The organism is Amphritea atlantica (genome assembly GCA_024397875.1).
GTDB lineage: Bacteria > Pseudomonadota > Gammaproteobacteria > Pseudomonadales > Balneatricaceae > Amphritea > Amphritea atlantica_B.
The window spans coordinates 3378586-3400565 of sequence record CP073344.1 but is presented as its reverse complement, the minus strand read 5'-3'; the positions used below and the strand labels follow the sequence as shown (position 1 = coordinate 3400565).

At 50.9% G+C, this 21980-nt stretch carries 17 protein-coding genes; 10 read left to right on the top strand and 7 right to left on the bottom strand.

Features of this window, described 5'->3' with window-relative positions; all coding sequences use genetic code 11:
* Positions 1-80: 80 nt before the first annotated feature.
* The 5 genes from KDX31_15715 to KDX31_15695 all read right to left on the bottom strand — a co-directional run bounded on the left by KDX31_15715 (position 81) and on the right by KDX31_15695 (position 3988).
* Positions 81-437 carry a hypothetical protein gene (locus tag KDX31_15715; GenBank protein ID UTW02779.1) on the bottom strand — a complete coding sequence of 119 codons (357 nt, stop codon included), beginning with the start codon at positions 435-437 and terminating at the stop codon, positions 81-83.
* Positions 438-439: 2 nt separating this feature from the next.
* Positions 440-853: a flagellar export chaperone FliS gene (gene fliS / locus KDX31_15710; protein ID UTW02778.1), complete on the bottom strand. Its 414-nt coding sequence runs from the start codon at positions 851-853 to the stop codon at positions 440-442.
* Between the two features lie 55 nt (positions 854-908).
* On the bottom strand, positions 909-2312 hold the full coding sequence (fliD, locus tag KDX31_15705; GenBank protein UTW02777.1) for a flagellar filament capping protein FliD: 1404 nt from the start codon (positions 2310-2312) through the stop codon (positions 909-911).
* 47 nt (positions 2313-2359) lie between these two features.
* Positions 2360-2731, bottom strand: a complete 372-nt coding sequence (locus KDX31_15700; protein UTW02776.1) for a flagellar protein FlaG — start codon at positions 2729-2731, stop codon at positions 2360-2362.
* A 90-nt stretch (positions 2732-2821) separates the two neighbouring features.
* Complete coding sequence (locus KDX31_15695; GenBank protein ID UTW02775.1) at positions 2822-3988, bottom strand: flagellin; 1167 nt, start codon at positions 3986-3988, stop codon at positions 2822-2824.
* Between the two features lie 433 nt (positions 3989-4421).
* On the opposite strand from KDX31_15695, the gene KDX31_15690 reads away from it, so the two are divergent.
* The 5 genes from KDX31_15690 (at position 4422) to KDX31_15670 (ending at position 11503) form a co-directional block, all read left to right on the top strand.
* Positions 4422-5867, top strand: coding sequence for a sigma-54-dependent Fis family transcriptional regulator (locus KDX31_15690; GenBank protein ID UTW02774.1), 1446 nt, complete (start codon positions 4422-4424; stop codon positions 5865-5867).
* A 3-nt stretch (positions 5868-5870) separates the two neighbouring features.
* Positions 5871-7010, top strand: a complete 1140-nt coding sequence (locus KDX31_15685; protein ID UTW05415.1) for a PAS domain-containing protein — start codon at positions 5871-5873, stop codon at positions 7008-7010.
* Between the two features lie 3 nt (positions 7011-7013).
* Positions 7014-8387, top strand: coding sequence for a sigma-54-dependent Fis family transcriptional regulator (locus KDX31_15680; GenBank protein ID UTW02773.1), 1374 nt, complete (start codon positions 7014-7016; stop codon positions 8385-8387).
* Positions 8388-8699: 312 nt separating this feature from the next.
* Positions 8700-10649 carry an acetate--CoA ligase gene (acs, locus tag KDX31_15675; protein ID UTW02772.1) on the top strand — a complete coding sequence of 650 codons (1950 nt, stop codon included), beginning with the start codon at positions 8700-8702 and terminating at the stop codon, positions 10647-10649.
* 188 nt (positions 10650-10837) lie between these two features.
* Positions 10838-11503 (top strand): response regulator transcription factor, encoded by a 666-nt coding sequence (locus KDX31_15670; protein ID UTW02771.1) that lies wholly within the window; start codon positions 10838-10840, stop codon positions 11501-11503.
* A 153-nt stretch (positions 11504-11656) separates the two neighbouring features.
* Here the strand turns inward: KDX31_15670 and KDX31_15665 are convergent, their stop codons facing one another.
* Positions 11657-12451, bottom strand: a complete 795-nt coding sequence (locus tag KDX31_15665; GenBank protein ID UTW02770.1) for a trypsin-like serine protease — start codon at positions 12449-12451, stop codon at positions 11657-11659.
* A gap of 13 nt (positions 12452-12464) precedes the next feature.
* Positions 12465-16406 (bottom strand): PAS-domain containing protein, encoded by a 3942-nt coding sequence (locus KDX31_15660; GenBank protein UTW02769.1) that lies wholly within the window; start codon positions 16404-16406, stop codon positions 12465-12467.
* A 281-nt stretch (positions 16407-16687) separates the two neighbouring features.
* Here KDX31_15660 and KDX31_15655 point away from each other — a divergent pair, with 281 nt between their 5' ends.
* The 5 genes from KDX31_15655 (at position 16688) to fliE (ending at position 21937) form a co-directional block, all read left to right on the top strand.
* Positions 16688-16951 (top strand): DUF4212 domain-containing protein, encoded by a 264-nt coding sequence (locus KDX31_15655; GenBank protein ID UTW02768.1) that lies wholly within the window; start codon positions 16688-16690, stop codon positions 16949-16951.
* Between the two features lie 31 nt (positions 16952-16982).
* Entirely contained in the window at positions 16983-18791 is a 1809-nt protein-coding gene (locus KDX31_15650; protein ID UTW02767.1) for a cation acetate symporter, read from the top strand.
* A gap of 154 nt (positions 18792-18945) precedes the next feature.
* Entirely contained in the window at positions 18946-20772 is a 1827-nt protein-coding gene (locus KDX31_15645) for a cyclic nucleotide-binding/CBS domain-containing protein (GenBank protein UTW02766.1), read from the top strand.
* A gap of 7 nt (positions 20773-20779) precedes the next feature.
* Positions 20780-21406 (top strand): 3'-5' exonuclease, encoded by a 627-nt coding sequence (locus tag KDX31_15640; protein ID UTW02765.1) that lies wholly within the window; start codon positions 20780-20782, stop codon positions 21404-21406.
* A 177-nt stretch (positions 21407-21583) separates the two neighbouring features.
* Positions 21584-21937 (top strand): flagellar hook-basal body complex protein FliE, encoded by a 354-nt coding sequence (gene fliE, locus KDX31_15635; protein UTW02764.1) that lies wholly within the window; start codon positions 21584-21586, stop codon positions 21935-21937.
* The last annotated feature ends 43 nt before the right edge of the window (positions 21938-21980 follow it).

Below are 21980 nucleotides of genomic sequence, written 5' to 3'. Positions count from 1 at the left end.
TTAATAGCCCGGATAAACGGGCTTTTAAATACGTATTCATTTGAGTTAAAGGTCAAGCACCGGGCTAAAGGCTTTGTAACTTAAAGATCCTGCGCTTTCTGGTACGCTTTGATGCTACGTCCGGCTTTTTTACTTTGGCTGGACTGATCAAGCAATGTCTGCCTTCGGTTGCTAATCGCTGTAATCAGCGTTTGATGATTCTGTTGCAGCAATGCGATCTTATCTTTCAGTTGTTCTACGTCATCGGCATTGAGCTGGCTAAATGGCAGCTGGCGAATCAGGCTGTCCTGCTGTTTAATTAGGTCAGAAAGAGGTAGCTCATCATCGCCCTCTTCATTGAGTGTTGTTCTCAACGCGGCAAATATCGCTTGCTGCAATCGTTCTATTTCGGAAAATTCCTGCCGCCATTTAAGGGCTGCCGGACTGAGTTGAGGCATCTTTACTTGTCTGCCGGGCTCTGGGTATTGTGATGCTCTGCGGGAATTTTTTCCCAGGCAGATTTGATATCCAGCATTAGCTGAGTGACTTCGTCCAGCTTGTCCATTGATGATTCGATATTGGCTTTCATCAGTGTCTCTGCCATGTAAGCATAAAGATTATCAAGGTTCTGGGCGATCTCGTTTTCATCAGTATCTGATAGAGATGCCTGCAGACCGCCAATTATTGAGATAGCCTTACTCAGGTTTGTTCCTTTTAGAGCGGTATCATTGCGTTCAATAGCGCCTTTAGCGGTCGCGATACTCCCCAGAGCGCCATTCATTAACATTAGTACCTGCTGATGGGGTGTTGCATTCGCCAGGGCGGAGTTAAGGCCTACTTTCAGGTACTGTTGAGAAGCATGGTTACGATTCATTTTGGATCCTTAAACATTGTGACTGCAAAAAATATGCGACAAAAGCTTTGCTATACTATTTTTTCTCAAAAACTACTCCGGGCAGGCTATCCAATGCAGATGCCAGCCACTGGCCGGTAGAGTTTAGCTGAGCTACAAGGAGGTCCATTGCGTTGTATTGTGCATAAAGGCGGGTTTCTAGCTTTTTGCTACGTAAATCAAGTGCTTCCCTATCTTCTGTAAGACCTGCAAGCTTGTCGTTGATTGATTCGGTTCGGCTATCTAGTGTGCCGCTGGTTTGAAGGTAATTTTCCAGAATTATGTTAACCTTTAGGGCTATACCTTCTGGATCACTTGAAAATAATGTGCTTACGCCTGCATAGTCAGTCTCTAGTGCCGTGTCGAGTTTTTCATTATTAAGTTCTAAGGTACCGTCACTATTTGTAGTAATCCCTATGGATGTGAGCGACGTATAATCGCTGTCAGGGTTTGATATTTGACTAGTGAGTGTGCGCCTGATCTGCTGCTCAATGCTATTGATAAGAGAGTCGCCAATAAGTGTGCCGGCCACTTCGGTATCAGCATTATAACTGGTTTGCTTGTTAATCAGTGAAACCAGCTCATTATATCCCTCAATCATTCCTGCGATCTGGTTTCTGACTTCACTGGTATCGGTGCTGACTGAAAGAGTGATTGGATTGCCTGGATTAGCCTCTTTGAGGGTGATTGTTGTATCGGGTATAACGTCGGTAATGACATTGGAGGCGCTGGTCATCGATTGGCCATCAACACTGAATACCGCATCGGTTGCCGCTGTGACCTGATCGTAGTAACTGGCTACATCACCATTAACATCTGGGATCGCTGTGCCTGAATTATAATCATAGATGTCAAGATCACCGCTGGTGCTGGTGCCAGAAATTGTCAGTTCATTTTCAGCGCCAGTGTCATTTGCAGTAAACACCAGACGCTTACTGCCATTGACCACCAGGATTGTAGCGGTTACACCGATATTATCTTCGGCGTTGTTGATTTCATCACGTAGGCTTTCAATCGTTGAGTTATTGGAACTATCAAGTGGGACTGAAAAACTGCCACCGGCATCGGTAAATTCGAGGGTGCCTTCACTGACCACATAATCCTGCATAGTGACCAATTTCTGAGCGGTTGCCAGGCTGGTAATTTCAAGGGAGTAGCTGCCAGCTGCAACATCATTACTTGCGGTGAAACTGGCTATGCTCGTATCAGAGGCAGACGCAGAGCGATTGCTAAACGTGGTAGTATCTTTCAATCCATCTAGCTTGCTCTGGAATTCTGAAAGTGCGCTTTTGAGAAGACCCACGGCTGAAAGTTCTGCTTGAAGGCTAGCTTCTTTTTGAGCCAGGCGACTAAGTGTTGGCTGGCGTTCGGCTGCAACCAGGCTGGGAACTATACTTTGGATATCGATACCAGAACCGATACCTGGTGATGAAATGGACATAACTACCTCGTCTTACCTATTCTCTTTAAGAGAAGCAAAGAAGGCGGTCAGGCCTTCTCGCTGAACAGCAGGTTGTTCATCTGCTCAATATGTTTACTGATCGCAATAAAGTCTTCAGAGGGGATCTGACGGATCAGCTCATCGTTCGATTTATCGATAACTTTAATTATCGTTTGTCCGCCTTCCTGGTCAACTGAAAAATTCAGTGTTCGCTGAAACTGAGACATAAAATCATTGATGGCAGCAACGGTTTCATGAAGTGCTTCCACACTCTGCTGAGAAAAATCTGCCGGGCCAGGCCCTGCCGGCTTCTGAGCAGTTGTTTGCTGGGCTGGTTGTGCTTGCGTGGCAGTTGCCGACGGGTCCACAGTGGGCTTTGCAGTGGCCTGAGTAGAAGAGACCTGCATTTCGCTGGACATGATGTTCCTCCTGGCTCAGATTGCTCTTAAATTAAAACGATTTAACCAAAAAAGGGCGGGCAAAGCCCGCCCTTTTTTAGCGCGTTATGCTTACTGTAGCAGAGACAGTACGCCCTGTGGCAAAGTATTTGCCTGAGCCAGCATAGCAGTTCCTGCCTGTTGCAGAATCTGGTTTTTAGTCAGGTTTGCTGTTTCAGCCGCAAAGTCAGCATCCATGATGCGGGAACGTGCAGCGGATACGTTTTCTGCAACATTGGTCAGGTTGCTGATAGTGCTGTCCATGCGGTTCTGGAAGGCACCCAGATCTGCTCGCTTGGCGTCGATCTCTTTGATTGCTGCGTCAATTGAGCTAATAGCGTCTTGGGCACCGTTGGCGGTTGAGATGTTGACTGAGTTTATTGCGGAGCCTGTTACCGAGCTGTCAGCTGCGCCTACTGCTTGTGCTGAACCCGCAGTTGCAAATGTACCAGCATCGGCAGCTATATCGGATGTGATTGTCACAGCGGTGACTTCGTTATTTGCCGATAAAGTAAATCCGCCAGCGCCATCGTCCGTTGCGAGAATGCCATATGATCCGACGTTATCATTGATGGCGTTAATTAGGTCGGTGTTGCCTGCACCGAGTTCGAGGTCAACGTCTATACTGTACGTTCCATTAGCGTCGGTAACGTCGAAAGTTAGAGTTTCAGCGGCGACACCAAGATTGTCAGCATTGTAACCAGCCTTGTCCAGTGTTTTGCCTGATACTACTCCAAGTTGGTCAGCGCCGATATCTTCTATCGTTAGATCGACAGTTTCGTTAGCTTCTGAACCAATCTGGAAGCTTCTTGTACCAAAGGTGCCATCAAACAGTTTCTGACCGTTAAATGATGTTGTGTCAGAGATTCTGGTTAATTCTGCTTGGAGTTGGGTTACTTCCGCCTGCAACGCTGCTCGGTCATCTGCACCGTTAGAACCGTTGGCAGATTGTAGTGATAGTTCTCGCATACGTTGCAGAATGTTGGTTGATTCCTGCATAGCGCCTTCAGCGGTTTGCGCCAGAGAGATACCATCGTTGGCGTTACGGACGGCTACATTCAAACCGTTAATCTGAGAGGTCATCCGGTTTGAGATTGCCAGACCGGCCGCATCGTCCTTGGCGCTGTTAATACGCAGTCCAGAGGATAAGCGCTGCAGGGAAGTTTGCAGATTGCTGGAAGACTTGTTCAGGTTGTTCTGAGCATTCAGGGAAGCGATGTTGGTATTGATTACTGCCATTTTTTTATCTCCTTAACCTGACCAGATAGTGTTCCCTGGACGGCTTTTTGAGCTTTCGAGGTAGCGGTGCTACCTCACTTATAATTTCATTTCGTGAAAGGGTTAGCGGCGCACTGTTTTGAAACTTTAGAGGCATCTGATTGAAAAAGTCGCAATAAATCGACATTTTTACTAAAGCCCTCGTAGTGCGGGGGCTGTCGGCCAGATAGAGCGTTACCCATTTTGTGTAATGTTGTGTTAAAGGAGGGTGGAACGGCATAAAGCAAAGAACGTATTGCGACCTGTTTTGAGTCTGTTTGCTAAGAGTGTATAGGCTGCGTCAAAAAAACATCAGTGTCTTTATTGTGTTTTAGTCCTGTATGTCATAAATTTGACGTATTGATGTTAAGGTTTAAACATTACGTTCGCTGATGACTGATAATCTGGTAACCCTATGAGCAGCCCGCTACAAATTATTTTTATCGATGATGATGCTGAGAGCCGGACTCATCTGTCAGAGCGGCTCGGTTTTGCTGAAATCAGGCATATAACCACCGACTATGTCTCCTGGCTGCAGGGCGATATCACAGCGCCGGGTGAGCGCGCGGTGGTCTGGCTGGGTCATTGTTCATTACCGATCTCTCTGGAAAAACTGATGCAGCAGTTTGACCAACTGGATGACAAGCTGCCGGTGATCGCCATCTCTCCCTGGCCGGAACTGGAACGGCTGCCGGAAAAGCTGCAGGAAAAAATTATCGGTCGGCTGAACCCGGATGCCACCCTTGAGGAACTGACGGTCATGCTGCACCGGGCGCTGATTTACCGTCAGTTGCAGTTACAGTATGCCGGTCAGCCGGATCTGTTTTCGCCGAAATCGGTTGCCAGTCAGTTTGAGGGAATGGTAGGGCACAGTGAGGCGATGGCGCTGGTGCGGAAAATGATCAGTCAGGTTGCCGGGCGCGATGTCAATGTGCTGATTACCGGCGAAAGCGGTACCGGCAAAGAGATTGTTGCGAATAATCTGCACCGGGCATCAAAAAGGGCCAGTGGCCCCTTTGTGCCGGTGAACTGTGGTGCTATTCCGGCGGATCTTCTGGAGAGTGAACTGTTTGGTCATGAGAAGGGCGCATTTACCGGTGCCATCAATTCCCGGGCGGGGCGCTTTGAGTTAGCCAATGGCGGTACTCTGTTCCTCGATGAGATTGGCGATATGCCGCTGACGATGCAGGTTAAACTGCTGCGGGTACTGCAGGAACGCTGCTTCGAGCGGGTTGGCGGTAGCATTACCATTAATTGTGATGTCAGAATCATTGCCGCCACCCATAAAAATCTTGAGCAGATGATCGTGGAAGGCAGTTTCCGTGAAGACCTCTACTACCGTCTGAATGTTTTTCCCATCGATATGCCCTCCCTGCGTGCCCGTATAGAGGATATTCCGCCGCTGGTGGATGAGTTTGCCCGTCGTCTGGCAAAAGAGGGGTTCGGCCGTATTCGCTTCCATCCTGCGGCGATTCGTTCGCTGCAGCAGCATGACTGGGCGGGCAATATACGCGAGCTGGCCAACCTGGTTGAGCGACTGGCCATTCTTTATCCCGATGCCGTGGTGGGGGTTAGTGAGCTGCCGCCCAAGTTTCGTCATGTCGAAGAGCCTGATCCCGATCTCTATCGCCGCACTGTTGAGCCTATTGAGGCTACCGGCGCGGCGGAGCCCCGGAATCTGGTTGAGTTACCCGAGCAGGGGCTGGATTTGAAGCTTCATATCGAAGCGATAGAGCAGGCGCTGATCACGCAGGCGCTGGATCAGACCGCTGGAGTGGTTGCCAGGGCAGCCGATCGGTTACAGATCCGCAGGACCACACTGGTGGAGAAAATGCGTAAATATGGAATTCAGCGAAAATAGATGATGACAGACCCGAATAACAGAATCGCTCAGCTGGAAGCGCAAAATAGCCAGCTTCAGGCGCAGCTGGATCAGATCCGCCAGTCCAGCGTTGAAAAGCAGGTTGAACATGAGCGTCTCTCCGGTCGTCTGGAGGACTTGCTGGATCTGCTGCCCGCCGGCGTCGTGGTGATTGATAGCCGGGGGCGGGTGGTGGAGTGTAACAGTGCGGCTGAACAGTTACTGGGAACGCCACTAAAAAATGAGACCTGGATCTCGGTGATTCAGCGCAGTTTTGCGCCGCGCAGTGATGATGGCCATGAAGTATCCCTGCAAAGTGGCCGACGGGTCAGTCTGTCTACCAGTACCCTGGCAAATGAGTCGGGCCAGTTGCTGATGCTGACCGATCAGACCGATACCCGCTTGCTGCAGGGACGTCTGGCCCATTATCAGCGTCTTTCCGAGATGGGCCGGATGATGGCCTCGCTGGCACATCAGGTGCGCACACCGCTGTCAGCGGCGCTGCTGTATGCCGGTCATCTGATGAAGCCGGAGCTCAGGCCGGAACAGCGGGTTAAGTTTGCCGGCAAAGTGAAGTCCCGTCTGGAAAACCTCGAGTTGCAGGTGCGCGATATGCTGATCTTTGCCCGGGGAGAAACCCGGCTGGAAGATCAGATTAGCATCGGTCAGCTGTTTCGCGAGCTGGAAGATGCCCTGGATATGCCGTTGCATAGCTGGGATGCCGATTGTGACTGTATCAACCGGGTGCCTGAACTGCAGCTGCAGTGCAATAAAGATTCCCTGCTGGGGGCGATTATGAATCTGGTGAACAATGCGCTGCAGGCGGGCGGTAAAGGCACCGAGCTGGTCATTGAAGCTCAACTGGTGGGGGATAAGCTGGGCATAGAAGTGCGCGATAATGGTCCGGGCATGGATGCCGAGCTGTGCGAAAAAGTGCTGGAGCCTTTTTACTCCACCAAATCCCATGGCACCGGACTGGGCCTTGCGGTGGCGCAGGTCGTTGCGAAGGCGCACCATGGCGAGTTTCTGTTGCGATCCGAGTCAGGGGTCGGTACTCAGGCGGCCTTTCTTATTCCCTATCAGATGAGCAGTCAGACGAGCAGTCAGAACGGGGAAGATAATAATGAAGCCAGGATCGGATAGTTTATGAGCATGCAGATATTAGTGGTTGAAGACGATGCGGATCTGCGTGAAGCGCTGGTCGATACTCTCGAGCTGGCGGGGTTTGATTATCTGGAAGCGGACTCGGGGGAGCGGGCGCTGGAGGTGATCGCTGAACATCCGGTGGATATGGTGGTCAGTGACGTCAATATGGGCGGCATGGATGGCCATCAATTGCTGGAAAAAATACAGCAGACACAACCCTGTTTGCCGGTCATGCTGATTACGGCCTATGGCCAGGTGAATAAAGCTGTGGATGCGATTCGCAGCGGGGCGGTGGATTATCTGATGAAGCCCTTTGCTCCGGATGCGTTGATCGAAGTGGTTAAACGCTATACCGGGACACAGTTAAATGAGCAGGACAGTGTTCAGCCGATCGCGGAAGAGACCAGCAGTAAGCAGTTGCTGCAGGTGGCCCGGCGTGTCGCTGAGACCGACTCAACGGTGCTGATAACCGGCGAGAGTGGCACCGGTAAAGAGGTGCTGGCGCAGTATATCCATATGCATTCTCCCCGGGCGGATAAGCCGTTTGTGGCGATCAATTGCGCGGCGATACCCGAAAATATGCTTGAAGCGACCCTGTTCGGACATGAGAAAGGCGCGTTTACCGGCGCCTATACCAGTAATCCGGGAAAGTTTGAGCAGGCCAACGGCGGCACTATTTTGCTGGATGAGATCTCCGAGATGGATCTTGGGTTGCAGGCCAAGCTGCTGCGAGTGCTGCAGGAGCAACAGGTGGAAAGGGTCGGTGGCCGCAAGGTGATCAACCTGGATGTGCGTATACTGGCGACCACCAACCGCAAGCTGGAAGCGTATGTTGCGGAGCATAAGTTTCGTGAAGACCTTTATTACCGGCTGAATGTGTTCCCGTTACAGTGGTTGCCCCTGCGGGAGCGGGTTGGCGATATCGTGCCGCTGGCGCAGCGTCTGTTGGCAAAATACTCACGTAAAATGAACCGTACCGCTGTTTCTCTCAGCGCGGATGCGCAATGCACCCTGCAGGCTTATCACTGGCCCGGTAATGTGCGGGAGCTTGATAATATCGTGCAGCGGGCGCTTATTCTGCAACAGGGCGCGCTGATTGGTCCTGCTGATCTGCACATTCAGCCCGGTAGTATGCACACCGCGGAGATGGCCGGGCGGATCAGTTCTGTCAGCGTTACACCTGATGACAGCAGTCAGCTGGGCAATGATATGAAACAGCATGAGTTTCAGCTGATTATCGAAACGCTTCGGGAGACCGGTGGCAGTCGTAAAGAGGCGGCTGAAAAGCTGGGTATCAGTCCCCGGACACTGCGCTATAAACTGGCCCGGATTCGCGAGGCGGGAATCGATCTTGATGCCGAATTGAAAAGCTGAGGGGTTAAATTTCTGCTCAATTATTCGACTAAAGTCGTATGAAAGCGGCTTCCTACGACTAATGGCCAGCGCCGGATAGACCAATGTCTAATTCAGGAGTAATCGGTCACTTCGGTATAACATTAACCACAAAAAATAATAGTTACAGAGTCACCGTCTTACTCTGAATATTAACTACCTGAAAATCTCACCGTCAATAACAATAATATCGGTAGAGCAGGGATAGGGGACGTGGTTATCGGGAGTTTGATTCCTTGTGATTGATAACTACAGTTACTGCACAGAATAAATAACAAGCTAAGGGCATCTCACATGAGCGATTCTAAGGTATATCCAGTTAGCGAAGAGCTGGCTGCGACTGCGCATATCAATAATGAAAAATATCTGGCGATGTATGAACAGTCCATCAACGACCCGGATGCTTTCTGGGGCGAAGAAGGTAAGCGCCTGGATTGGTTCAAGCCGTATACCAAAGTCAAAAACACCACTTTTGATCCCCATAATGTTGATATTCGCTGGTTTGAAGATGGGACGCTGAACGCTTCCTATAACTGTCTCGATCGCCATCTGGAAACCCGGGGCGATCAGGTTGCCATTATCTGGGAAGGCGATGACCCGAGTGATTCTGAAAACATCACCTACCGCGATCTGCATCAGCGTGTCTGTAAGTTTGCCAATGCACTGAAAGCCCGTGGCGTTGAAAAGGGTGACGTGGTTACCCTGTATATGCCAATGATCCCTGAGGCGGCTGTTGCGATGCTGGCCTGTACCCGTATCGGTGCGGTGCACTCTATTGTATTTGGTGGCTTCTCGCCTGAGGCGCTGGCGGCCCGTATTGAGGGTGCCGAGTCTAAGGTGGTGGTGACCTCTAACTATTCACTGCGTGCCGGTAAGTCGGTTCCTCTTAAGCAGAATGTTGATAAGGCACTGGAGCATGCAGCGGCGAAGGCGCTGGTTGAAAGTGTTATCGTTGTTAAGCGCGTTGAGCAGGATGTTGCCTGGACTGATGTTGATGTTTGGTATGAGGACTTAGTTGCTGAAGCGTCTGCTGATTGTCCTGCAGAAGAGATGGAAGCTGAAGCGCCGATGTTTATTCTCTACACCTCGGGTTCTACCGGTGCGCCGAAAGGTCTGAAGCACACGACCGGTGGTTACATGGTGTATGCCGCGATGACCCATGAATATGCTTTCGATTATAAAGAAGGTGATATTTACTGGTGTACTGCGGATGTCGGCTGGGTAACCGGTCACAGTTATATCGTTTACGGTCCGCTGGCCAACGGTGGCACGTCCCTGATGTTTGAAGGTGTGCCGAGCTATCCGGATAACAGTCGTTTTGGTCGTGTGATTGAAAAGCATAAAGTTAACCAGTTCTACACCGCTCCTACAGCGATTCGTGCGCTGATGCAGCAGGGTGAAGATGTGCTGGGTGATTCTGATCTCTCCAGTCTGCGTATCCTGGGTTCTGTGGGTGAGCCGATTAACCCTGAAGCGTGGGAGTGGTACTACCGTATTATCGGTCAGAGCCGTTGTCCTATCGTTGATACCTGGTGGCAGACCGAGACTGGCGGCATGATGATTCTGCCACTGCCGGGTGCCACAGCGGCTAAGCCGGGTGCAGCTTCCCGTCCATTCTTTGGTGTTCAGCCTGCGCTGCTGGATGCGGATGGTAACGAGCTGGAAGGTGCCACCGATGGTAACCTGGTCATCAAAGATTCCTGGCCGGGTCAGAGTCGTTCTATCTGGGGCGATCATGAGCGCTTTATTCAGACCTACTTCACCACTTATAAGGGGTATTACACTACCGGTGACGGTGCCCGTCGTGATGAAGATGGCTACTACTGGATTACCGGTCGTGTGGATGATGTAATCAACGTATCCGGGCACCGTATGGGTACCGCAGAGGTCGAGTCTGCGCTGGTGGCACACCCTGCTGTCGCTGAAGCGGCTGTGGTGGGTTATCCGCATGAAGTGAAGGGGCAGGGTATCTATGTTTATGTAACCCTGCAGGCGGGCTTTGAACAGTCTGATGAACTGCTGAAAGAGCTGCGCATGCATGTCCGGTCAGAGATCGGTCCAATCGCTTCTCCCGATCTGATTCAGTTTGCACCGGGCATGCCGAAGACCCGTTCCGGTAAGATCATGCGTCGGATTCTGCGTAAGATCGCCGAAGATGACTTTGATGCGCTGGGTGATACCTCAACTCTGGCTGATCCGTCAGTGGTCGATGATCTGATCGAACATCGTATGAACCGTAAGTAATTGTGTTGCTGAATTAATTTCGGCCTGCAATTCCCTTACTCCCTCCCGGTTTTTTAGGTCGGGGGGGAGTTTTGCTTTAAAAGTGGTGTTAATATAATCGGGTGCAGCCAACGGGTTTTGCACTCTATAAGCAGATACATTTACACGTTGTCACGGACTGAGAGCGGGTAACGAGGGAGATTAGCTGAATGCAACTGGCGCAGAAGATAATCATTGCGGATGACCATCCGTTGTTCCGAGCGGCACTTAAACAGGCCGTTACTCAGGCTGTTCCTGGCGTTGAAATCGTCGAAGCCGATTCCCTGGAAGCCGTTCAGGCTGCCGTAGAAAACCACTCTGATGCCGATCTGGTATTGCTTGATCTGCATATGCCGGGTACCAACGGTTTTACCGGACTGGTCTTCCTGCGAGGAAAAAACCCGGGGATTCCCGTGGTGGTTGTTTCCGGCAGTGAAGAATCGTCTGTTATGAAGCGGGCACTGGACTATGGTGCTTCCGGTTTTATCCCCAAATCCTCACCTCTTGAGGTGATCGCAGAAGCGATTACAACGGTGCTTGAGGGGGAAGAGTGGCTGCCTGAGGAGGTTGCCGAAGGGGTGGTGGATGTCACCGAAGAGGATCAGAAGTTTGCCAACAACCTTGCTTCACTGACACCTCAGCAGTTCCGGGTGCTGACGATGCTGACCGAAGGGTTGCTGAATAAGCAGATCGCGTATGACCTGAACGTGTCTGAAGCGACCATCAAGGCCCATGTTACTGCGATCCTGCGTAAGCTGGGAGTTCACAGTCGTACACAGGCGGTTATTGCCGCGCAGCGCCTCTGCGTTGATCCACCCAAGACTGAAATGGGCTGATCGTGTCTGTACTATAGACGACCGGTTGAACTGCGCTATCAAGTGTTAGCCGTCTGCTTTATATCTGAAAAACGTGCCTGTAGGCGCGTTTTTTGTTTTTCTCTGCTCAGCAAATCTTAACAGGGCGAAATTGTCAGTGCTCTGCAAAGGCCGTTAATCTGAAGAGAGCGAGCTTCTGACGTTGTTGATGCTGACGACGAGGCTTTGGTTTTTATCTGTTCGTCCCCGATGGATGCCTGCCAGTTGCCACTGCTGGTTCTGCTTTATTAACACCGGTCCGCCAGAATCCCCGCTTAATGTTTTGCAGCTGGTACTAAAAACGCTGGAGTCATCGTACAGTCTGGCAATATGACAGTTGCTCTCTACGGTAAGTACATTCGCCCGGTCCGCCCGGTAGCCCGCCTGAAAGATCCGTTGACCCACACTGATCTGTGTTGCCGCCGCCAGCTTGATATAGCCCAGCGTCTTACCTAATGGGTGTTCCAGGGTCAGAACCGCCCAGTCATGTCTGATGGTATCGGGCTGATTTGAAGTGTCGGGGGAGAAGTCTTCGGCGATATGGAATGAGGTGGCGTTGCTGTATGCCTGATACGCCTCCTGCTCTTCTCCGGCAACAAAGGTTATATATTGTGCCGGAAACCACTGGTTACTGCGCTGATTCCATAAGCAGTGAGCGGATGTCAGTACCTGGTGAGTTCCCACGAGTATGCCGCTGCAGTGCCCCCTTCCCGCCAGATTGACCCGGCCAATCGTTCGCCATGGATATTGATTGCTGGCAACCCGTTTACGTTCCAGAGGGTAGCCTGGCGGCGCTACCTGCTGCCAGCTACTGGTTTCTTTGCCAGAACTGTCGGCGTGTGCCAGTGCGGAGAATAATATCCACAGGCTCAGGCCGGTACTGAGCCTGAAATAGCCCTGCAAGGCATTAATAAAAAGCCTATGCTTCATTCAATTGTGTCGTTCATTGTTTTTGCTGGGCAATGAGTTTGCTGATAATGGCGCGTAATGCTGCTGGTTTTATTGGCTTATGCAGTATTTCAGCATCGGTTGCGGCGATCTCATCTTTAACTTCATCCGTCCGGTCTGCTGTAATCACAACGGCCGGAACCGGGTGATGCCAGAGCTGCCCCAGCTCCTTGAGTGCCATAATCCCGGTGCGGGTTTCATCGAGATGGTAGTCGGCGAGGATGATATCCGGCACAAACTCCTGTGCAATGATCTCGGCTTTGGCTTCTGCTGCCGAGACGGCTGTCAGCACCGAGCAGGACCAGCCCTGAAGCAGAGCGCTCATGCCTTCCAGAATTTTTGGCTCATTATCGATCACCAGTATTTTAATGCCTTCAAGTCCTTTGCTGCGAATCCAGCCACGCTTTTCCGGGCGGGGTTTAACTGCCTTGTCCTTATCTCCCATGGGAACCTGAACACTGAATACCGAGCCTTTGCCAGGCCATGAGCGCACATTGATCGGATGATCGAGCATGCGGGCGATACGCTCGGTGATTGCCAGTCCCAGGCCGAGGCCGTTGACCTGTGAGTGTCTTGGATTGTCTATCCTGCGGAACTCTTCAAATACCTCCCCCAGCTTGTCTTTGGGGATCCCGACCCCGGTGTCCCAGACCTCAATGCGCAAGTTCCTTCCGTGGCGGCGACAACCGAGCATGATCTTGCCCTGCTGGGTATAACGAATCGCATTGGAGAGAAAGTTTTGCAGAATCCGGCGTAACAGCTGCTGATCCGAATGGACCACCTGGCAGCACTTCACAAAGTCAAACTGCAGGTGTTTCTCTTCTGCCAGTACCGTGAATTCGGCGCTCAGGTTGTCAAACATCTCATTGATAGAGAAATGACAGAGGTTGGGTTCAAGCGCGCCAGCATCCAGCTTGGAGATATCCAGGATGGTGGTTATAAGGCTTTCAGCGGCTTTTAGCGAGCCATCCAGATTATTAACCAGCTGGTGGGTCTCTTCGGTATGTTTCTGTTGCGCCAGTGCCGAGATAAATAGCCGGGCCGCGTTCAGGGGCTGGAGCAGATCGTGACTGGCAGCGGCAAGAAAGCGGGTTTTGCCCAGATTGGCTGCATCGGCATCAAATTTGGCTTGCCGCAGTTCGTCCTCAATCAGGGCGCGCACGGTATTCTCTTTGCGCAACTCTTTATTGACTACCGACAGGGTGTGGGTTCTTTCCCGAACCCGCTGTTCCAGATTCTCGTTGGTTTCCTGCAGCAGTTGCTCGGCTTTACGCCGCTCAGTGATATCCTGATAGAGAGTGAAATAGCCGAGCAACTCTCCCGCTTCGTTGGTGTGCGGAATATAGGTGACTTCAGCAAATTTGAACTTGCCATCGGTCGATGGCAATTCTGTTTCAAAACGCTGGCGCTCGCCCTGTAGTACTTTATTGACATAGGGGCGGCGCATTTCAAGCTCCTCCCTGGAAAGGACTGTGGCGCTGTTCACGCCCGCAATATGGTGTCGGTCGAGGCCAAAGGTGCGGGCATAGGCTTTATTGACAAAGCGGAAGTTGCGATCGGTATCAAGAAAGGCGATCAGTACCGGAACATTGTCGGTATAGGTGCGGACATTCTGTTCGCTCTCGCGTAACGCTTCCTGTACCCGTTTGTGTTCGGTGATATCCATGTAGGTATTAACAAAACCGCCATTGGGCATCCGGTTGCCCCGAACCTCTAATACGGAGCCATCCATCCGGTGACGTTCATAGGAGTGAGCTTTACCCTCTTTTAATATTTTCAGGCGGCTCTCTACCTGTTCTTCGGGCTCTCCCGAACCGTACTCGCCTTTGCTGGCGTTATAGCGGAAAATTTCTTCAATTGGACGGCCCACGCAGATCAGTCCGTCAGGGTAGTCGAACATCTCAATATAACGGCGGTTCCAGGCAACCAGGCGCATCTGTTGATCGACCACGCTGATCCCCATGGTGATGTGTTCGATGGTGGATTGCAGTAGTGAGCGGTTAAAACGCAGCGCCTGGGATGCCTCGTCGACGATGGTCACGACATCGCCAATCTGCATATCTTTACCGCGTAACGTAGAAGCCAGCACAATTCGCGCAGAGGAGGCGCCGATAACCCCCGCCAGCAGTCGTTCGGTAAACTGGATCAGTTCAGGGCTGGCTTTGTCGCCCGACAGTGGAGGCTCTATACCCGCTTTGAGGGCAAAGCCGGTAAAGGCGTGCTGGGTACGGCTGATGCCGAGAAAACGCTCGGTGAGAATCTGCAGGTCGCCAACTGTGGCATGACTGAAGACCCGGGAGGGTTCGGACAGGTCTTTGCTATAGACATCGACAAAGGCGCTTGCCTGAATCCGGTCGACCAGGCGTTGAGGGCTGTAACGGGAGATCAGGACATACAGGAACGCATTGATGGAGAGGCTCCAGAGCACGCCGTGGGTGAGCGGGTCCATGCCGGTCATGCCAAATAGCTGGGTGGGTCTGAGCAGGTCAGAGCCAAACAGGCCCTCTTGTAAAAAAGAGGCTGGCATCAGTCCGGCGTTGGCCATGGTGGGGAATACCAGTGTGTAGAGCCAGATTATAAAACCGGCGCAGAGGCCGGTCAGAATGCCGTGCCGGGAGCCGGTTTTCCAGTAGACTCCGCCGATCAGTCCCGGTAGAAACTGGGCCGCCGCCACAAACGCCAGCAGGCCGAATGAGGCCAGGGTGCCCTGATCGCCAAGGATACGGTAATAAAAATAGGCCATGATCATCAGGCTGATAATCGTGATCCGCCTGACTCTGAGAAGCATTGCACCAAGATCTTTATTTTTCGACAGCTTGAGCCAGGAAACCCTCAATAGCAGTGGCATGACGATATCGTTGCAGACCATAGTGGACAGGGTGATTGACGCCACGATAACCATGCTGGTGGCCGCAGAGAGGCCGCCGATAAAGGCGAATGTGGCCAGGTCTTTATAGCCTTCATGCAGTGGCAGCATCAGCACGAAGGTATCAGGGTTGATATCCTGGCCCTTGAACAGGGTCATTCCGGCTGTGGCGATTGGCAAAACAAACAGTGCCAGAAGTACCATGTAGAGCGGGAATAGCCAGCGGGCGGTTTTCAGGTTTTCAAGCTGAGTGTTTTCAACAATGGTGACGTGGAACTGGCGGGGCAAGCAGAGAATAGCGGCGCAGGCGAGTAGTATCTCAGTGAGGAAACTGTTGCCCAGAAAGCTGCCCTCCAGTGGACTGCTGAAATTATCGTTGTGATAAAGCTGGTCACGAATGTTGGCAATCAGGTCGGGGACGCCATCAAAGATCTGAAATGTCACCATCAGGCCGACGGAGATAAAGGCTGTCAGCTTGACGATGGATTCGAAGGCTACGGCCAGTACCATCCCTTCATGATGTTCCGTGGCATCGATATGGCGGGTGCCGAACAGCATGGTAAATACGGCCATGACCAGCGCGACAAACAGTGCTGTATCGTTGCCTTTACTGAGCGCTTCGGTGACCCCCGGTGCAATCGCATCATAACTGATCGCCACCGCTTTCAGCTGCATGGCGATATAAGGGATGGTGCCAAACACGGCGATGATGGTCACCAGGACCGCCAGTGCCTGACTTTTACCGTAACGGGAGGAGAGAAAATCGGCAATAGAGGTGGTGTTTTGTTGTTTGCTGACCAGAATAATCTTCTCAATAATCCGCCAGCCAAAAATAAACACGATCGCCGGTCCCAGATAGGTGGCAAGAAACTGCCAGCCACTGACAGAAGCACGCCCGACTGCGCCATAAAAGGTCCAGGATGAACAGTAGATGGCCAGTGACAGCGAATAGATAACCGGGTTGCTGGCGTAGGAGCGTCCCTGAGGGCTGCGATCGCCAAAGTAGGCGATAGCAAAGAGCAGGCCCACATAGGCCAGTGATATCAGAATAATTGAGCCGCCGGATAGCATAGTCAGGTCTGTCCGTTGTTACTGTGTTTGAGCGCTTAGTGTAACCGAACTCTGGGGAATAACCCTACGACTCTTATACCTTTGTCTAATATGTTGAGTTATAAAGGTTTTTTTTAAAGGCCTCAAGGTCGCGCAGCGCTTAGGCTGCGGCTCATTTGTAACGGTTTTGACTTGTTTGATCAGACCAAAGTAGGGGATTTGTTTGCCATAACACTTTGTTAAATTCTATCAGTCCACAACTTTTACTTAACCTTTTAATAACAAAAATAAGGATGGTGCAAATGTCTACTTCTTCACAAGACAATGCTTCGGCCTACTGGTCCGAAAACCTGCGCATTATCATGACTTACCTGTCTGTTTGGTTTGTAGTGTCTTATGTTTGCGGGATCTTGCTAGTTGATTCTCTGGATGCAATTCCGTTTTTCGGTTTTCCTCTGGGTTTCTGGATCGCACAACAGGGCGCAATTTTCATCTATGTAGCTTTGATCTGGATGTATGTATCCAGCATGAACAAGCTTGATGAAAAATACGACGTTCACGAATAAGAACAATAAGAATTGAGCTGAGGAAAATTATATGAGTCTTGATCTACTTACTTACCTCTTTATAGGGGGCTCTTTTGCCCTTTATATCGGTATTGCAATCTGGGCCCGTGCCGGGTCTACAAAAGAATTTTACGTAGCTGGCGGTGGTGTACACCCGGTCGCTAACGGTATGGCGACTGCGGCTGACTGGATGTCTGCAGCATCGTTTATCTCTCTGGCAGGTCTGGTGTCTTTCATCGGTCGTGATGGTGCGGCTTACCTGATGGGCTGGACAGGTGGCTACGTGCTGCTGGCGATGTTGCTGGCGCCTTATCTGCGTAAGTTCGGTAAGTTCACGATCCCTGATTTTGTGGGTGATCGTTATTACTCGAAGACTGCGCGATTGATTGCGATTGTCTGTACTATCGTTATCTCCTTTACCTACGTTGCGGGTCAGATGCGTGGTGTTGGTATCGTATTCTCCCGTTACCTGCACGTTGATATCAACACCGGTGTTGTTATCGGTATGGCGATCGTATTCTTCTACGCTGTATTGGGTGGAATGAAGGGTATTACCTATACTCAGGTAGCTCAGTACTGTGTATTGATTCTGGCATTCATGGTTCCGGCTATCTTCATGTCTATGCAGGTTACCGGTCACTTCCTGCCGCAACTTGGCCTGGGTGCGACTCTGGATTCAGGTGTGTCTGTACTGGCGACACTGGATCAGTTGTCTCTGGATCTTGGCTTTGCTGAATACACCGCCGGTAAGAAATCAACGATTGATATCTTCTGTCTGACAGCTGCTCTGATGGCTGGTACTGCTGGTCTGCCACACGTAATCGTACGTTTCTTTACGGTTCCTCGTGTAAAAGATGCGCGTACTTCTGCGGGCTGGGCGCTGATCTTCATCGCTATTCTGTATACAACTGTACCGGGTGTTGCTGGCTTTGGCCGTGTAAACCTGATTCAGACTATCAACGGTGTTGATAATACGGGTACGTCTTATGAGGCGATGCCTACCTGGTTCAAGAACTGGGAAAATGCGGGTCTGTTGGGATGGCACGATTATAACGGTGACGGCAAGGTTCAGTATGCTGCTGGTGCGGCGTTTGATGGCGCTAAAGGTAAGCCTGCATACGACGGTGACGTCCGTGGTGAGAACGGTGAGCGCGCGGTAACTAACGCATTCCAGAATCCAACGGCTAAGCCAGGTGTTCCGTTTGTCAACGAAGTCTATGTTGACCGTGACATCATGGTACTGGCTAACCCTGAGATCGCGCAGCTGCCAAACTGGGTAATTGCCCTGGTTGCGGCGGGTGCAGTTGCTGCGGCACTGTCTACTGCGGCGGGTCTGTTGTTGGTAATTTCTACTGCGATAGCGCATGACTTGATGAAGACGATTATTAACCCGAATATCTCCGAGAAGCAGGAGCTGTTGTATGCGCGTATGGCAGCAGTGGTGGCTATCTGTATAGCGGGTTACTTCGGTATCAATCCGCCCGGATTCGTGGCGCAGGTAGTCGCACTGGCCTTTGGTCTGGCGTCCTCCTCCGTGTTCCCGGTTATCGTGATGGGTATCTTCAACAAGCGCATGAATAAAGAAGGTGCTATTGCAGGTATGATTGTAGGTCTGGGTTCTACTATGGCTTACATGATCTACTTCACCTTCATGGGTGGTTCGAAAGACGATCTGTTCCTGGGTATCTCTACCGGAGGCTTCGGCTTCGTCGGTATGATCCTGAACTTTATCGTAGCCTACGTTGTATCTAAGATGACTCCGCCGCCTCCTGCTGAAATTCAGGAGATTGTTGAGAATATCCGTGTACCACGTGGTGCTGGTGTTGCTCACGCGCACTAAGATCTGAATAGATCTAAATAAACGCAAGGCGCGCCAGCGAGGGTTGGCGCGCCTTTTTTTATCGGCTCTGGTTTGTATCAGAGCGCCAGCCTAAAGGGTTAAGATGACTCTTTAATCAGGTGCTTTGTGGTTCGTTTGGATTGGGAGAGTTCTTATGCCATCGTCGTTTAAAATTGAGAATATGCCATTCAGTCTGCTCAACGAAAAGGAGCAGGAGTTACTGCGATTAAGTCTGGATATTGGCTATTATCAGTCGGGTGAAACGATTCTCGCTGCGGGGAGTGTGCCTGAGGGGGTGTACGTCATTCTGAAGGGGCGGGTCGCTGAAAGCGATGTGCCTGGTGAGGATGGTGTTCAGCAGCATCTGTATGTTCATTATACCAATGAGGATTATTTTGGTGGCTGGTCAGCGATCAGGGGTAAAGCGATCCACAATTTTATCGCCGTTGAAGAAACGATCTGCCATATTCTGCCGACCCGTGTGCTGCTTGATCTGTGTGCAACGAATAACCGGTTTGCCGATTATTTTCAGCAAAGTCTTTCTGCTAAGACCGAGATCCAGGCTCAGGAGGGCGGGGATCAGGATATGGCGGAGTTTATGCTGGCTCAGATTAAAGATGGTCTGATACGTGAACCGCTGATTGTGCTCGAGGGGACCAGCATTGCTGAGGCTACAACGATGATGCGTGACAAGCATGCAGACTGTGTGCTGGTTAAGCGTGGTAATCGCTATGGTATGGTCACCGGGACGGATATTCTCGATGCGGTGGTTATCAATAAGCTCAGCCTTGATTCGGCCGTTGCGGAGATTGCCAGTTACCGTCTGATCTCCACTACTTCGGATGATTATCTGTTTAATGCCCTGATTACGATGACTCAGCAACGCATTGAACGGGTGGTGGTGATGGATGACGGCCGCCTTACCGGAGTCATAGAGCTGACCGATGTGCTGAGTTATTTTTCCAGTCACTCTCATGTTATCGGATTGCGAATTGAGCGTGCCCAGACGGTTGAAGATCTCTACGAAGCCGCTCATGGACTGAATGATCTGATAAAAGCGCTGGTGTCACACGGGGTGAAGGCGCGCTTTGCGATGGAGTTGATCGCTGCGATGAATGCGCGGATTATCGCAAAACTGTTTGGTCTGGTGATTCCCCGGGACATGCAGCCGCATGTCTGCCTGGTTGTGATGGGCAGTGAAGGGCGGGGTGAACAGATCATGAAGACCGATCAGGATAATGCCCTGATCTATCGTGACGGTCTGATCTGGCCTGATATGCAGGAAACAATGCAGCGCTTCAGTGAAACGCTGATCTCATTTGGTTTTCCGAAATGCCCGGGTGATATTATGGTGTCTAATCCTGCCTGGGTTAAGTCGATCGGTGAGTGGACTCAGCAGTTAAGTGACTGGTCTTACCTTTGTGAGGGGGAGGCGCAGATGAATCTGGCGATTGCTGTGGATGCTCATCCGGTTGCGGGCAATGCTGCGCTGTTTAAAACTTCCCGGAACTGGTTTCTGCGTCATCTGAAAAATAACGATGTGTTTTTTTCTCACTTTGCCCGGGCCGCGATTGAGTTTGATACCCCGCTGACCTTCTTTGGTAATCTGAAAGATAAGGGGGAGCTGGATGTTAAGAAGGCCGGTATTTTCCCGATAGTGCACGGTATCCGCACAATGGCGCTGCAGTTCAGAATACTCGAGACGAATACGTTTAAGCGAATTGAAGCGTTGGTTGAGATGGGGCAGATGAAAGAGGCGCACGGTCGTGAACTGGCTGAAGCGTTGGCGCTGTTTATTCAGACCCGCCTGAAGCAGCAGGTGAGGCGAATCGATGGATCTGAGGACGGCGTAGATCTAACGCCTAATATCCTCGAGTTGTCATCATTGGATAAAATGGAGCGAGATTTGCTGCGAGATGGTATGCATATCGTTAAGGGTTTTAAAAAGCATCTGACACTCAGGTATCACCTGGGAGGCTAAACGGAATATGATTATTCCCAGAACTATAAGAAAAATGAAAGATCGTATGGATCATAAACATGGCCCGTACGCGCACCTGTTTGAACCCTATGAGGGGGATGAGGTGGTCTCTCTGGATTGTGAGACGACCAGTCTGAATGTTAAAGAGGGTGAGATTCTTTCTATCGGGGCGGTTAAAATTAAGGGCCGCAAAGTGATGACCAGTGAACGGCTGGATATAAAGCTTAAACCACCCAAAAGTCTCACCGGTGATTCCATCAAGATTCATAAGATCCGGGCAGCGGATCTGGTGGATGGCGTCTATATGGATGAGGCGCTGGAGAGGTTGCTGGAGTTTGTCGGCAACCGCCCGATTCTTGGTTATTACGTCAATTATGATGTGCGCATGCTGGAGAAATATCTGCGGCCGCGTTATGGCTTTGGCTTTCCCGGTAAGGCGATAGAATTGTCACATGTTTACCATGATATTATTAAGTGGCGCTATGTGGGCGGCGATATCGATCTGCGTTTTGATACCATCTCCAGGCGCCTCGATATTCCTATGCTGGAACGACATACTGCGTTGGGTGATGCGATCACTGTTGCGCTGATGTATGTGCGTTTAAAGTATGGTGAGCCTCCGTCTGCCAAATAGAAATCAATATACGTCAAAAAACAAACGGGCCTATGGCTCGTTTTTTGCTATGTACTAAGGTGAGATTAAAAATTGACACTATTTTGTGTCATATTTTTGGCGAATAAGTGGTTTTGTTGCTTGCTAAGTGGCTTTTCAAACTTATAATGTCAATATACTGCCATTGTGGAGGTGCCTATGATTGAGCGGGCAGAGATAAGCGCCGTTTTACAGCAGATGCGTGAAGTGAAGATGCAGGTCCAGCAGGGTATTTCGCCTGAAATGCCCCGGCCAAATGCTATTCGGCCTGTTGCCGGCGAGCAGAGTGGCGAGAGTTTTGCGGATCTGTTTAAAGGGGCTATCGATGGTGTCAACAACTCTCAGGCGCAGGCTAAAAGTCTTGCGACGGCTTATGAGAAGGGTGTTCCCGGTGTCGATCTGCATCAGGTGATGATCAGTATGGAAAAAGCATCAGTCTCTTTTCAGGCGCTGACTCAGGTGCGCAATAAAATGGTTGGCGCTTATGAAGACGTTATGAAAATGCCAATCTGATTGGTTTGATAAACACAATAATATGCAGTAATAGCATCAGGGT

What these genes read in the sequence shown, in the direction of transcription:
- KDX31_15680 (UTW02773.1), top strand. Translation starts at nt 7,014, where the DNA reads ATGAGCATGCAGATATTAGTGGTTGAAGACGATGCGGATCTGCGTGAA.
- KDX31_15695 (UTW02775.1), bottom strand. Translation starts at nt 3,988, where the DNA reads ATGGCAGTAATCAATACCAACATCGCTTCCCTGAATGCTCAGAACAAC.
- KDX31_15665 (UTW02770.1), bottom strand. Translation starts at nt 12,451, where the DNA reads ATGAAGCATAGGCTTTTTATTAATGCCTTGCAGGGCTATTTCAGGCTC.
- acs (UTW02772.1), top strand. Translation starts at nt 8,700, where the DNA reads ATGAGCGATTCTAAGGTATATCCAGTTAGCGAAGAGCTGGCTGCGACT.
- KDX31_15645 (UTW02766.1), top strand. Translation starts at nt 18,946, where the DNA reads ATGCCATCGTCGTTTAAAATTGAGAATATGCCATTCAGTCTGCTCAAC.
- KDX31_15655 (UTW02768.1), top strand. Translation starts at nt 16,688, where the DNA reads ATGTCTACTTCTTCACAAGACAATGCTTCGGCCTACTGGTCCGAAAAC.
- KDX31_15670 (UTW02771.1), top strand. Translation starts at nt 10,838, where the DNA reads ATGCAACTGGCGCAGAAGATAATCATTGCGGATGACCATCCGTTGTTC.
- KDX31_15685 (UTW05415.1), top strand. Translation starts at nt 5,871, where the DNA reads ATGACAGACCCGAATAACAGAATCGCTCAGCTGGAAGCGCAAAATAGC.
- KDX31_15700 (UTW02776.1), bottom strand. Translation starts at nt 2,731, where the DNA reads ATGTCCAGCGAAATGCAGGTCTCTTCTACTCAGGCCACTGCAAAGCCC.
- KDX31_15650 (UTW02767.1), top strand. Translation starts at nt 16,983, where the DNA reads ATGAGTCTTGATCTACTTACTTACCTCTTTATAGGGGGCTCTTTTGCC.
- fliS (UTW02778.1), bottom strand. Translation starts at nt 853, where the DNA reads ATGAATCGTAACCATGCTTCTCAACAGTACCTGAAAGTAGGCCTTAAC.
- KDX31_15690 (UTW02774.1), top strand. Translation starts at nt 4,422, where the DNA reads ATGAGCAGCCCGCTACAAATTATTTTTATCGATGATGATGCTGAGAGC.
- fliD (UTW02777.1), bottom strand. Translation starts at nt 2,312, where the DNA reads ATGTCCATTTCATCACCAGGTATCGGTTCTGGTATCGATATCCAAAGT.
- fliE (UTW02764.1), top strand. Translation starts at nt 21,584, where the DNA reads ATGATTGAGCGGGCAGAGATAAGCGCCGTTTTACAGCAGATGCGTGAA.
- KDX31_15660 (UTW02769.1), bottom strand. Translation starts at nt 16,406, where the DNA reads ATGCTATCCGGCGGCTCAATTATTCTGATATCACTGGCCTATGTGGGC.
- KDX31_15640 (UTW02765.1), top strand. Translation starts at nt 20,780, where the DNA reads ATGATTATTCCCAGAACTATAAGAAAAATGAAAGATCGTATGGATCAT.
- KDX31_15715 (UTW02779.1), bottom strand. Translation starts at nt 437, where the DNA reads ATGCCTCAACTCAGTCCGGCAGCCCTTAAATGGCGGCAGGAATTTTCC.